The following is a 13,642-nucleotide window of genomic DNA, read 5'->3' on the forward strand; positions in this document are numbered from 1 at the left end:
TTGAAAAACTCACAATTAATAGAAATGCCCGGTTTTTTAGCCGGGCATTCTATATATACAGATCATCAATAATATGTGGCGAAGCTGCAAATCAAAAAGCTCCCCCTTTAGTAGCTTGCGGGGTCTCGGACAGTAAATCATCGGTTAGCTTCTCAAATTCATTGATAAACTCTTTGTAGTATTCGCCTGTACCAGGCCCGCTGAAGCCGGTGTGTATTTTGCGAACATCACCGCTTTTATCAATGATGATGGTAGTAGGGAAGCCAACTACTTTTGATAGCATGGGCAGGCTTTTAGATGTTTCGGCTTTATCGCTGGTGTAGCCGGTTATCAATAACTCATAAGGTACATTAAAGCGGGTTTTTACCTGTTGTAATGCCTTTTGCGATTTGGCAAAATCGTTGCTGCGTTCATACGCCAAACCTACCACCTCAACCCCCTTGCGCCGGTATTTTTTGTAGTAGTTAACCATGTATGCTGTTTCATCCATACAATTGGGGCACCATGAACCTAATATTTGCACAATAACTACCTTGTTTTTGTACCGGCTATCCTGCAGGGAAACTGTTTTGCCTTCAAGGTCTTTAAAAGTAAAATCTATTTTTTTAAAGCCGGGTTTAAGCGCGGTTAATGAGTAGGCGTCGGGTAATTTTGCATTAGCATCTTTTACAGCGGCCCAGCTTTGCACACCCGAGTAGCCTGCGTAAAACTTACCGCTGGTAAGCGTTTTATCATCCTTAATGGTAGCTGTAAAGGTGTAGGCATGCCCACCATCAAAACAGGACAGGAACAGCTTATCACCGGCCACAATACCTTCCAGGTATCGGTAATCGCCGGTGGTGGTTAAAAACGTGCCGGTTAGTTTGGCGCCAACCTGTTTAAACTCACCCACCGTAGTATCGGCACCGTCGCCCTCGCCAATAATGGCCGACCACCGCCCGCCTATGTTATAGGCCGGTTTTTCGGGTGCTTTCAAAAAACGCCAGGTAGTATTAGGCGTAGCTGCAAATGGGGTTAAAACATCCTGGCTTGCCAGGTGCTTTATCCAGTTGCCCGTTAACTTATCGCCATCCAGCTTTAGTTTAAATTCCGAGTTAAAGAGCGGCATGTGTATAAATACAGAATCGCCCACTGTAGCAACATCGGTAACCTTAAACCTTTCGGCACCGTTAATAATAGCCAATTGCTGTTTACCCGCGGTATCCTTAACATCAAAGTTAAACGGAATTTCGTTTCCCGATTTGGTAGTAAGCGCTCCGCGCCATACACCCGTTTTAAGTTTGGTTTGTGCCGATGTCGCCTGTATAAACAGTGCGCATGATAACGTTGCTATGATGGGTTTTAATTTCATATCGCAATAAAAATGTCTACCAAATTAATAGACTATCAAAAGTATGAAATTTAGGCAATTATTTCAATATCTCGCGCGAAATTACAATCCGCTGAATTTCTGATGTGCCTTCGTAAATCTGGGTTATTTTGGCATCGCGCATCATGCGCTCCACATGGTACTCTTTTACAAAGCCATATCCGCCATGAATTTGAACGGCCTCAACGGTGGTACGCATGGCCACATCTGATGCAAAAAGTTTGGCCATTGAACTGGCCTGCGCATACGGCTGGTTATGGTCTTTTAACCAGGCAGCCCTAAGGCAAAGCAGGCGCGCTGCTTCAATTTCGGTAGCCATATCGGCAAGTTTAAATTGAATGGCCTGCAAATCGGCCAGGGGCTTACCAAATGCCTTGCGCTCTTTTGAATATTGTAAAGCCAGTTCGTAAGCGCCAGAGGCTATTCCCAGTGCCTGGGCGGCAATACCTATGCGCCCGCCATCAAGCAGTTTCATCGCGAATTTAAACCCAAAGCCTTCCTCGTTTATACGGTTTTCCTTAGGTACTTTAACATCTGTAAACATAACAGAATGCGTGTCTGAGCCGCGCACACCCATCTTATTTTCTTTGGGGCCGATAGAAATCCCTTCCGTACCGCGTTCAACAATCAGGGCGTTAATTCCGTTATGCATTTTTTCAGCATCGGTTTGGGCTATTACAATGTAAGTAGATGCAGTGCCTCCATTGGTGATCCAGTTTTTGGTGCCATTAAGCAGGTAATGATCGCCCATATCAACAGCAGTGGTTTGCTGCGAGGTTGCATCGGAGCCTGCCTCCGGTTCCGACAGGCAAAACGCGCCTATCTTTTCGCCTTTGGCCAGGGGGATCAAATATTTTCCTTTTTGAAATTCGTTGCCAAATTTTTCGAGCCCATTGCAAACCAATGAGTTGTTTACCGAAAGGATTACTGCCGTAGAAGCATCAACTTTTGAGATCTCTTCCATAGCCAGCACGTACGATATGGCATCCATACCGCTGCCGCCATACTGGGGGGTAACCATCATACCTAAAAAACCAAGCTCGCCCAGCTTTTTAATTTGCTCAGCTGGGAATTGCTGATGTTCATCGCGCTCAATAACGCCGGGTTTTAATTCGGTTTGGGCAAAATCACGGGCAGCCTGCTTAATCATCAGCTGCTCTTCTGTAAATTTAAATTGCATGGTACGATAAAAAGCTAAATATAGCAATTTACTATGCATGCATAGTAAAAAATATAAATAAAAAAAAGAGAGCCTTTTTGGAAGCTCCCTTTCCCCTAATTAATTTAAACTATTGATTAAACCCAAAACAAAGAACAAAAAATCTCATACTTGGGCGTCTGAGAATTCAAAAAAAGTTTTTCACAGGTAGGTGATTTAATTTTTTTTCACAGATCATATGCAGGGCGAGTTGTTTTAAACAAATATATTGCCAGTATTTATTATTTTTATAATTATTGGTTATAAATAATAGTTGTGGTACAATTATTTAATCCGATATTTTTTACGAACTTTAAGAATCAAACGCTAAATTATTTTTTGAGCCCCCCTGCCAAAGATCAATTTTTAAATTAATCTTATTTTATGTTACTTACTGATTTTGAATACCTTAGCAATTCCGATGAAGCTTTTAAAAAGAAAATAGCACTCCAGATTAAGAACCTGAGGCGACAAAACCAGGTTACCCAGGAGAAGTTTTTTACCGAAACCAATATTAATATTGCCCGGCTGGAGTCTGGAAAAATCGATATTAGGCTGGATACCCTCCGAAAAGTTTGTTATTATTTTGATGTTTCATTGGCCGGTTTTTTTCAAGGCATATATTAAAAGCTGTCTGTTTTAATAAAATCGCTGTCCTAAATTCTATTATTCAATACAATCGCTGTATTTTTTTACATACACCCAAACAAATTTATGATCAAAAAGACTACGCCAGGCCTGTTGTTAACCGGGCTCATAACAATTGCGCTGCTTCCGGCTTGTAAAGACAAGACAAAAGTTTATGCTGATAACGACCCGGTGATTAAAAACATGGATACCAGTGTGAAACCCGGCGACGACTTTTTTAAATACGCCAATGGCACCTGGTTAAAAAAGAACCCCATTCCCGGAGCATACGCGGCCTGGGGGATAGGCAACGTGGTACAGGAGGAACTGCGCGACCGGATGAGAAAAATTAATGAAGACGCGCTTAAGGCCAATGCTCCCAAAGGCAGTAATACCCAAAAAATAGGCGATTTTTATTACAGCGGTATGGATACCGTTGATATTGAAAAGCGGGGCATTACGCCGCTTAATGATGAACTGAAAAAGATTGAGGATATTAAAGATGTTAAAGGCCTTATTGAGGAATTTGCCCACCTGGATGGTATAGGTGTTACTACGCCTTTGGGCACCTATGCCGGGCAGGATAGTAAAAACAGCGATAAAATAATGCTGCAGTTAGGCCAGTCGGGTATCGGTTTGCCAAATCGCGATTATTACTTTAATACCGACGCGCATAGTGTTGCCATCCGCACCGATTATAAGTTAACGCATTTGCCAACGATATTCAGGTTAAGTGGTTTGCCAATTGACGCCGCCGGTGCTGCCGCCAAACAAACCTATGCCCTGGAAACAGCGCTTGCCGATAGCAGCCGCAAACTGGAAGACCTGCGCGACCCTTACCGTAACTATAACAAAATGACATTGGCCGGTTTAAGCAAACTGGCGCCCGATATCGACTGGAAAGCCACGTTCAAAAAAATGGATTATAAGGATGTGGATACTGTGATTGTTGGCCAGCCCGAATATTACCGCGCCCTAAATAAGGCATTGCATGATTACAGCATTGCAGATTGGAAAAACTACCTGCGTAAAAACCTGGTTACCTCTTTCGGATCGTACCTGAGCAAGCCATTTGACCAGGAATTGTTCCGTTTTTATGAGATGGTGCTTTACGGCAGCAAGGAACAATTGCCACGCTGGAAAAGGATACTTGATCTGGAAAATGGTGTAATGGGCGAAGTACTGGGACAAATATTTGTAAAAGAGTACTTTCCCGAAAAAACAAAAGACCGCTATGTAAAGCTGGTTGAAGCCATGCGCGAAACCTTTAAGGAGCATATTGAAAAGCTTGACTGGATGAGCCCGCAAACCAAAGAAAAAGCATACTATAAACTGAGCAAAGTAATGCCAAAGGTTGGTTACCCTGATAAATGGAAAGATTTCTCGACACTGGAGATTGACCGCGGCCCGCTTGCGCTAAACATGATGCGTGCCAACAACTGGCAGCACAAGTTTAACGCATCAAAATTGGGTAAACCGGTTGACCGTACCGAATGGGGGATGACGCCGCAAACTTATAACGCCTACTACAATCCATCCAATAATGAAATTGTACTGCCTGCCGGTATTTTTGCGATACCTGGCTTTAAAGACGAGAATATTGACGATGCCATCATTTACGGCTACGCCGCTGCATCTACCATTGGTCACGAAATGACGCATGGCTTTGACGACCAGGGTCGCCAGTTTGATGCTAAAGGAAACCTGAAAGCCTGGTGGCTGCCCCAGGACTCGGTTAAGTTTACTCAACGGGCTCAAATGCTCATCAACCAGTTTAACGGCTATACTATTTATGGCCTGCACATAAACGGCAAGGCTACGCAAGGCGAGAATATTGCCGATTTGGGTGGTATAGTAATAGGCCTTGATGCCTTCAAAAAAACCGACCAGTATAAAGAAGGTAAAACCATCAACGGGTTTACCCCGCTGCAACGCTACTTTTTAGGCTACGCCCTGGGATGGTTGGGGCAAGACAGGCAGGAAGCCTTGCAAAGCCAGATATTAACCAACGAACATGCCCCCGGCTTTATGCGCGTAAACGGCCCCTTTACCGATGTGCCCGAGTTTTATGAGGCGTTTGGTATAAAAAAGGGAGATAAAATGTGGTTGGATCCGGATAAGAGGGTGAAGATTTGGTAGGGCCAATTTTATGTCATTGCGAGTATCCATCAGGATGATCCTGAAAAAAATGGGGATGACGTGCAAGGAAATATAGTTAAACCAATGTCCAAAACTACCGTCATTGCGAGGCACGAAGCAATCCCAAACTATGTGGGACTTAGCATGTAGGGGATTGCTTCGTGTCTCGCAATGACGGTAGTTTAATATTGATAATCAATGACTTACAAGCAAGCCATTATAAGGTACGAAGCAACCTCGTAGCCAACCCATAACCAACACGCAAGGCGAATATGCACTTGCTACGAGGTTGCCGCGCTGCGCTCGCAATGACATAGGTACATCATCTTTTACACAACACTGTTACAAACGCCTTTTAATAAGGCGTTTGTTTTTTTGATAAATTTGATGCAAACGTTTTCTGCATGACAAAAACTTACAAGAAAATTATTTTAGGCGGTGCTGTGTTAACTACAATGGCACTAAGCGCATATATAGTAAAACCAAACGACCCTGTTTTTGATAACCTGGATCAGTCGGTTAGTCCCGGTACTGATTTTTTTAAATACGCCAATGGCGGCTGGCTTAAGCGCAACCCTATCCCGGCAGCCTACTCCAGCTGGGGTATTGGCAACGTGGTATCAGAAGAATTGCGCGACAGGCTGAAAAAAATTAATGAGGATGCTTTGGCCGCCAACGCTCCTAAAGGAACCACCATCCAAAAAATAGGCGATTTTTATTTTACCGGTTTAGATACCGTAAATATTGAAAAACGAGGCATCGAACCTTTAAAAGCACAATTAGCCTTGATAGACCGGGCCAATGATGTGCCTTCCATTTTAAATGCCGCGGCTGTATTAAGTACTACAGGCACCCGCAACGTATTTGGTGCGCGGGTTGGGCAGGATGCCAAAAACAGCGCTAAAATGATGTTGCAGCTGGGGCAGGCAGGTTTAGGCCTACCCAACCGCGATTATTATTTAAAAACAGACGCCCGCACGGTTAAAATCCGCACCGACTATACAACTAACCACCTGCCAACTATGCTCAGGCTTACCGGCTATGATGAGCAGCAGGCTAAAGCCGGTGCCGAAAGTATTTTTAAGATAGAAAAGTTTTTGGCCGATAGCAGCCGCAAGCTGGAGAAACTGCGCGACCCCTATGCCAATTACCACAAAATGACGCTGGCACAGTTGAACGCGCTTACACCGGATATTAACTGGAACACGGTTTTTAAAACCATGGAACTGAAGCCTGTAGATTCGGTAATTGTTGGGCAGCCGGAGTATTACAAGGCGTTGAATACGGCGTTGAAAACATTTCCGGCTGGGGATTGGAAAGCTTACCTGCGTTGGAAACTAATTTCATCCTACTCGCCGTATCTTAATAAGGCGGCCGACGATGAAAGTTTCCGTTTTGGCGGCAAGGTAATATCGGGCCGTAAAGAACAGCTGCCCCGCTGGAAGCGGGTATTGGATACCGAAAATGGTTTAATGGGCGAAGCCCTGGGCTTTTTGTTTGTAAAGGAATACTTCCCGGTTACAGCCAAGCAGCGTTATACAGATATGGTTGAGGCTATCCGGCAGGCTTATCGTGAGCATATTGCCAAACTGGATTGGATGACACCCGAGACCAAGCAAAAGGCGCTGGTAAAATTGAACGCCATTCACCCCAAAGTGGGTTATCCCGATAAGTGGAAGGATTTCTCGACCCTGGTAATGGATAGGGAATCATACGCGGGCAACGTAATGCGTGCCAGGCATTGGGCTTACCTGGTTAATATTAACAAGCTGGGTAAACCGGTTGACCACACAGAATGGGGCATGACACCGCAAACCTACAATGCCAGCTACAGTCCGTCGAACAACGAGATAACACTGCCCGCCGCGCAGTTTACCATTCCCGGTGTAAAAGACAGCGAGGTTGACGATGCTGTAGCGTATGGCTACGTTGCCGCATCAACTATTGGCCATGAAATTACCCATGGGTTTGACGATGAAGGCCGCCAGTTTGATGCCAAAGGCAATCTGAAAACCTGGTGGACACCAACCGACTCGGTAAGGTTTGCCAAGCGGGCCAATATGCTGGCCGACCAGTTTAGCAGTTATATGGTGCTTGATAGTTTGCACGTAAACGGCAAAGCCAGTTTAGGCGAAAATATTGCCGATTTGGGCGGGATAGTATTAGGTATTGATGCTTTTAAAAAGACCAAACAATATAAAGAGGGTAAACTGATAAACGGCCTTACACCCATGCAGCGTTTCTTTTTAGGCTACGCCCTTGGCTGGCTTGGCCAGGAACGCGACGAAGCATTAGCCAACCAGATACTAACGGATGTGCACGCTCCCGGCTTTTTGCGGGTAAATGGTCCCTTTAGTGATGTGCCCGAGTTTTATGAGGCGTTTCATATTAAAAAGGGGGATAAGATGTGGTTAGATCCGGCTAAGAGGGTGAAGATCTGGTAAGCCCCCCAGCCCCCTGAAGGGGGAGCTTTTGATTAGCAGGGTAGATAGAAGCCGGCATGCATCTTTTTGCCTGCTGTTTCGGTTTTGTTGCGGTTTATATTTTATGACAATTTGTAATTTGCTGATTGTTAGGTATATGGTGTTTTTTACTGTTTCACCTGTTGCGCAACGCAACAGTTTTTTTCCGTGATCTGTGTCTTCACAGATCGCCTTTTCGAATACGATGTGTGTGTTGCAGATAGAAGCCGGAAATGCCTGAAGGGACACTGTTATCAAATAACTTTCCACGATTTGCGTTAGGGGGAGTAGCGGATACCGGCCAAGAGCTTAAGGCCTGTGCAGTATGAGCGGATGACCCGGGCCGCAGGCAACGCCCACTTTAGTAGTAAGTAATAAGTATCAGGTAGTAAGACTTTTTGAATACGGAATAGAGGCAAATATTGGTAGGTTCTTCAACTTTTTTTATTTTGCTTTGATATGTTAATGTCTATCAAAATAAACTGTTGCTAAAATTCAATTAATCACCTATTTTTGCGGGGTTACAAAACAACAAATATGAAACACCAAGAAGAAGTAAAAGAAAATTTAGATTATATATACTACCTGGTAGCGCTTGTATCGGGTGCATTTGTAGGTGCAATAATTGATAAAGGTTTAACCTGGATTGTTGTTGGTGGTGTATTGGGCTTATTAACTGCCGCTTTCTTCCTGAATGTTTTGGTTAGGGGTCGTGGCGAAAAAATCTGATCCGGATTTACCATCATTTATAAGTAATTGGAACCAGTTTTACGGCATAGTAGCCGCATGGCTGGTTTTTTTAGTTTTTGTATTTTGGCTCATTACAAAATATTTTGAATGAGCTTACCCGACTGGATTGTTTTAGCCCTCACCCTTTTTGGTATAGTTGCCTACGGCATCTGGAAAAGCGGCACCAATAAAAATATCGACCAGTTTTTAATGGGCAACCGCTCGTTGCCCTGGTATCATGTTGGTTTTTCGGTTATGGCTACGCAGGCCAGCGCAATTACCTTTCTATCGGCACCGGGCCAGGCCTATGCTGATGGGATGCGTTTTGTGCAGTTCTACTTTGGGCTTCCGCTGGCCATGATTGTGCTGTGCGTTACGTTTGTACCCATGTTTAGCCGGCTGAAGGTTTATACAGCATACGAATTCCTGGAACAGCGTTTTGATTTGAAGACAAGGGCGCTTACATCATTCTTGTTCCTGGTATTGAGGAGTTTATCAACCGGGGTGGCTATTTATGCGCCAGCTATTATATTATCAACCATATTAAACATCAATACAGTTTATACCACCCTTTTTATTGGCGGCCTGGTGATATTTTATACCGTTTATGGTGGCAGTAAAGCAGTATCATACACGCAGCTGCTGCAAATGAGCATCATTTTCGCGGGGATGTTTTTGGCCGGGGTTTTAGTAGTTAGCCTGCTGCCCAAAGGTGTTGGTTTTACGCATGCCCTAAAAATGGCGGGCAAACTTGGCCGCATGAACGTTATTGACTGGAAGTTTGACTGGGACAACCGCTACAATGTATGGAGCGGGCTTATAGGGGGCTTCTTTTTACAACTATCGTACTTTGGTACCGACCAAAGCCAGGTTGGCCGCTACTTAACTGGTAGCTCTATTGGGCAAAGCCGCCTGGGGTTGATTATGAACGGGCTGATCAAAATCCCGATGCAGTTTTTGATCCTGCTGATTGGCGTGTTGGTATTTGCCTTTTACCAGTTTAACCGGCCGCCCATGTTTTTTAATAATTACGAGGTGGATAATGTGCGTAAAGGCAGCTACGCCGCGGCATACAACCAGCTTGACCAGCAATATACCCTGGCCTTTGAACAGCGAAAAGCCAAAACCAACGATCTGATTAAGGCTTTTGACAGTAAAGATGCCAGCCAGGTAAGCCAAGCCCAGGCCGCTCTTAAAAATGCCGATAAGCAAGCCAAAGACATCAGGAAGCAAGCCATTGATGTGATGAAGAAAAGCAACGCAGGCGCCGATGATAACGATACCAACTATGTGTTTCTCACCTTTGTAAAGCAATACCTGCCGCGCGGATTGGTGGGGCTATTGATAGCCATCATATTCCTGGCGTCCATGGGTTCAACAGCCAGTGCGTTAAATTCGCTGGCATCTACAACGGTGGTTGATATTTATAAACGCACCATAAACAAGGATGCATCCGACCAAAATTACCTGAATGCTTCGCGCCTGGCAACGGTATTTTGGGGTGTAGTGTGTGTAATTATGGCCTTATATGCCAGCAAGCTGGGCAACCTGCTCGAGGCGGTAAACCAGTTGGGTTCATACATATATGGTACCGTGCTGGGCGTATTTGTGGTAGCCTTTTATATGAAACGCATAAACGGCAATGCTGTATTTATTGCCGCTATTATAAGCGAAGCTACCATTATATATTTAGGCTTAACTAAAACGGTAGCCTACCTGTGGCTTAACCCGATAGGTTGTTTCCTGGTAATGATTTTGGGGCTGGTGTTGAACAGGTTGGTGTCACAAAAAAGCCCGGTTATAAAACCAGGCCTTTAACGTGCTATTTAAAGCCCTCTCCTTTGGAGAGGGTTGGGTGAGGCTCTTAATCCTTCGCGTGATCCAGCGCTTCTTTATTTAAACGTTCGTATTCATCGTCTTTACTGGCTTTAGATAGCGCTATACCCGCTTCGGCGGCAGCAATCGCGCCTGCTTTATCGCCTTTGCGTAATAGCAAACGCGATTCCCATAGTTTATACCAGGGGCCTTTAGGCTCAATTTTTTCGGCCTCGTAAACCCAGCCTAAAGCTTTATCAACATCTTTGTTGTTTTCGTAGTAATATTGGATAGCGTTGAAATAGTACGGCTTCCGGTCGCCTTTCATCAGCTCATCAATATTGGCAGTTATTTTGGCATCATCGTCTGTTTGTAAATGAATCATAACCGAAGTATGGTCCCAAACCAGGTACAGGTCAGAAAACTTGGTGGTTGAGTTGGCAAAAGCCATAGTAAAGGTTTCGCGTTTTTCGCTTACGCGCATAGGTTTCACGGTAAAGCGTAAAAAATCTTCTGATTGTTTATAGCTGTAGGCGCCCCATTGTTTAACTACTTTGTTTAATATAATAGTCCACTCATTTTTTTCGGGGATGCTGAAAAGCGAATAACTGCCTGCGGGTACACTATTGCCTTCAATTAAAACTTTTTCAGAAAAGGTAATTACAGTGGCTGCATTGGCACCAGTGCGCCAAACTTCGCCCCAGGGAATGATGCCGCCAAAAATTTTACGGTCTTTAACATTTGGGCGCGAGTAAGTAACCGTTACTTTACCCAGGCCAAAATCCTGGATAATGGTTTGCGTAGAACTGGCCTCAGGAATGCGGGGCACCTGGGCATAGCTTTTATAGCTACAACATGCCAATAGCACGGTAGCTACCAATAGGTAAATTTTTCTCATGTTTATGTTTCGGATACTAAGATACCAAATGTTTTTAATTGGAAAATATTGTATTGGAGTAATAAAAAAGGGAATGGTTTAATGGGATGAGTGGTTGATTAGGTTGGATTAAGTTGATTGGGTTGGATGGGTTGGATTGAGTTGATTAGGTTAGCTTGAATTGATTGGGTTGGATAGATAGGCAGGAGGTTTATTTTTGGAGAACCGATAGACCAGGCAACTACTGCTCTTACTCAACTTAATCCAACCTAATCAAACTCAATCAACAACTCACTAATTTATTACCTTTGCACCCATGATTGACGTTGTTTTAAGTAAAGGCAAAGAGAAAGCTGTTGTACAAAGGCATCCCTGGGTATTTTCGGGGGCTATTGATAAAGTAAAGGGTAAGCCCGCCAATGGCGATGTGGTACGCCTGCTTAATGCCAAAGGCGAATTTATGGCCTATGGTTTTTATAACGATCAATCGAGGGTTGCTTTACGTTTGTTGGAATGGGATGAGGCCGCTGAAATTAACGACGACTGGTTTCGCAGCAAATTGGCAACGGCAGTTAAAAGCCGCGCCAATGTACTGGAAAACGGTACCAATACCTGCCGCCTGGTTTTTAGCGAATCGGATTACCTGCCGGGGCTTATAGTTGATAAGTACGCCGGGCATTTGGCGGTGCAGGTACTTACATCGGGTATGGAACGGATGATGCCGGTAATTATTGACGAATTGCAAAAGCTGCTGAACCCCGAAAGTATCTCGGATAAAAGCGATGCAGCATCCCGGGCGCATGAGGGCATGGGCGAAACCGAGAATAAAGTATTAGCCGGCAACCCGCCACCCGAAATAGTAGAGGTGCTGGAAAATAATGTGGTTTACGGCATCAATATCACCGAAGGCCAAAAATCCGGTTTTTATTGCGATCAGCGTGATAACCGCCACGTGGTTGCCACTTATGCCAAAAACAAAAAAGTACTGGATTGCTTTTGCTATACCGGCGGCTTTACCCTAAACAGCCTTAAAAACGGCGCTTCATCCGTAACCAGTGTAGATAGCTCGGCCCTGGCCATTGAAACGTTAAAGGAAAACATCCTGCTTAATAAATTGGATGCTGATAAACATACCGCCATCAAATCCGATGTAAATACCCAGCTCCGTAAATTCAGGGACGATGGCGAAAAGTTTGATGTTATTGTGCTCGATCCGCCTAAATACGCACCATCGCGCTCAGCTTTAACAAGGGCTTCACGTGCTTACAAAGACCTGAACCGGTTGGGTATGCTGTTGCTGAACGAAGGCGGCCTGTTGGCCACTTACTCCTGCTCGGGCGCTATGGATATGGAAACCTTTAAGCAGGTAATAGCCTGGGCTGCTTTAGATGCCGGCAAACAGGTGCAATTCATATACCAGTTTCATCAGCCGGAAGACCACCCGGTAAGGGCTTCATTCCCTGAGGGGGAGTATTTGAAGGGGCTGTTGTGCAGGGTTTTTTAAAGAAGAAGCAAGAATTGAGAGCCAGGATTTAAGACGTTTTCAATATCAAATAGCAGGGTATTAGCGATGGATCGGGCATTGTATATATCGGCAATATTTATTTATTCCTCTTATATTTGGGTATGATAAATAATCAACCTAACCCTCACTTAACAAGGCACCAACCTAACGGAAGAAAACAGCTGAAAACTACTTTAGCTATAATGGCCTTTTTATTACCTGCCTTTTGTTTTTCGCAAAATATTAAGCTTCAAATTTCAACGCCGCAACCGCGCGTTGGCGAGAGTTTTACAATTTCTATGGATGCCGACTCTCTGAGCGCTACAGTTTTTAAGCCGATATCATCCAAGTTGAATATTACTTCGTATAATGACCCCGTTTATCAGGGGCACCAGCATTTATTTGCCAATATCGAGGCCACAAAAAAAGGGAGTAATGAAATCGGCCCGCTTAAGTTTAATTTGAACGGGAAGGAATTGATAACCGACAAAATTAAGTTTGATATTGTGGACTCGTTGCCTGCCGTGAACAAAGGGTTATGGATTAGAAAAGTACCCAAAGATGATTCGTCATGTTATATTCTGATTGATCAACGGATTCCGGCCCTGATGTATGTCAGCCATTCTGAGAATTCAATAAAAATGGAAACCAAGGCTAACAGCGATGAAAAAGAAGTTGATATGGTGACCGAAGATATTGACAATGCCAAAATTGAAAGCAGTAGTAAAACCAGCGAAACAAAAGGTGCTGCCTTTGATGGTACTTTAAGATACAAATCTATTTTTAGTATTTTTACGGTTACCATCATCGACAAGAAAAAGCCTTTGCTATTAAAGAAAAACAATTTTAAAGACCTGCCCGACGATTATAAATTTACAAATATAGTTATCAATTAACATCTCGTTTTATTGAGGCGATGGAT

At 44.1% G+C, this 13,642-nt stretch carries 10 protein-coding genes; 7 read left to right on the plus strand and 3 right to left on the minus strand.

Annotated elements, in window-relative coordinates; genetic code table 11:
* Positions 1-91: 91 nt before the first annotated feature.
* Together AC1RM2_RS18095 and AC1RM2_RS18100 are read right to left on the minus strand one after the other, a co-directional pair.
* Complete coding sequence (locus AC1RM2_RS18095; protein ID WP_492986584.1) at positions 92-1,351, minus strand: peroxiredoxin family protein; 1,260 nt, start codon at positions 1,349-1,351, stop codon at positions 92-94.
* A gap of 58 nt (positions 1,352-1,409) precedes the next feature.
* Positions 1,410-2,549: an acyl-CoA dehydrogenase gene (locus tag AC1RM2_RS18100; RefSeq protein ID WP_492986585.1), complete on the minus strand. Its 1,140-nt coding sequence runs from the start codon at positions 2,547-2,549 to the stop codon at positions 1,410-1,412.
* A gap of 402 nt (positions 2,550-2,951) precedes the next feature.
* Between AC1RM2_RS18100 and AC1RM2_RS18105 the strand changes: the two genes are divergently transcribed.
* From AC1RM2_RS18105 to AC1RM2_RS18125, 5 genes are all read left to right on the plus strand, one after another.
* Complete coding sequence (locus tag AC1RM2_RS18105; protein ID WP_147055214.1) at positions 2,952-3,194, plus strand: helix-turn-helix domain-containing protein; 243 nt, start codon at positions 2,952-2,954, stop codon at positions 3,192-3,194.
* 87 nt (positions 3,195-3,281) lie between these two features.
* A complete protein-coding gene (locus AC1RM2_RS18110; RefSeq protein WP_492986586.1) occupies positions 3,282-5,333 on the plus strand; it encodes a M13 family metallopeptidase in 2,052 nt (683 codons plus the stop codon).
* A gap of 404 nt (positions 5,334-5,737) precedes the next feature.
* Entirely contained in the window at positions 5,738-7,777 is a 2,040-nt protein-coding gene (locus tag AC1RM2_RS18115) for a M13 family metallopeptidase (protein WP_492986587.1), read from the plus strand.
* A 555-nt stretch (positions 7,778-8,332) separates the two neighbouring features.
* Positions 8,333-8,524: a hypothetical protein gene (locus AC1RM2_RS18120; RefSeq protein WP_147055220.1), complete on the plus strand. Its 192-nt coding sequence runs from the start codon at positions 8,333-8,335 to the stop codon at positions 8,522-8,524.
* A gap of 108 nt (positions 8,525-8,632) precedes the next feature.
* The gene (locus AC1RM2_RS18125; protein ID WP_492986588.1) at positions 8,633-10,342 is read left to right on the plus strand and encodes a sodium:solute symporter family protein; all 1,710 of its coding nucleotides are present in this window, start codon (positions 8,633-8,635) and stop codon (positions 10,340-10,342) included.
* 46 nt (positions 10,343-10,388) lie between these two features.
* On the opposite strand, the gene AC1RM2_RS18130 is transcribed toward AC1RM2_RS18125, so the two are convergent.
* Positions 10,389-11,237 (minus strand): DUF2911 domain-containing protein, encoded by an 849-nt coding sequence (locus tag AC1RM2_RS18130; protein ID WP_477358615.1) that lies wholly within the window; start codon positions 11,235-11,237, stop codon positions 10,389-10,391.
* A 295-nt stretch (positions 11,238-11,532) separates the two neighbouring features.
* Here AC1RM2_RS18130 and AC1RM2_RS18135 point away from each other — a divergent pair, with 295 nt between their 5' ends.
* Entirely contained in the window at positions 11,533-12,720 is a 1,188-nt protein-coding gene (locus AC1RM2_RS18135; protein ID WP_492986589.1) for a class I SAM-dependent rRNA methyltransferase, read from the plus strand.
* Positions 12,721-13,019: 299 nt separating this feature from the next.
* A complete protein-coding gene (locus AC1RM2_RS18140; RefSeq protein WP_492986590.1) occupies positions 13,020-13,616 on the plus strand; it encodes a hypothetical protein in 597 nt (198 codons plus the stop codon).
* The last annotated feature ends 26 nt before the right edge of the window (positions 13,617-13,642 follow it).

The sequence above is a fragment of the Mucilaginibacter sp. GW822-FHT03E02 genome (assembly GCF_058801545.1).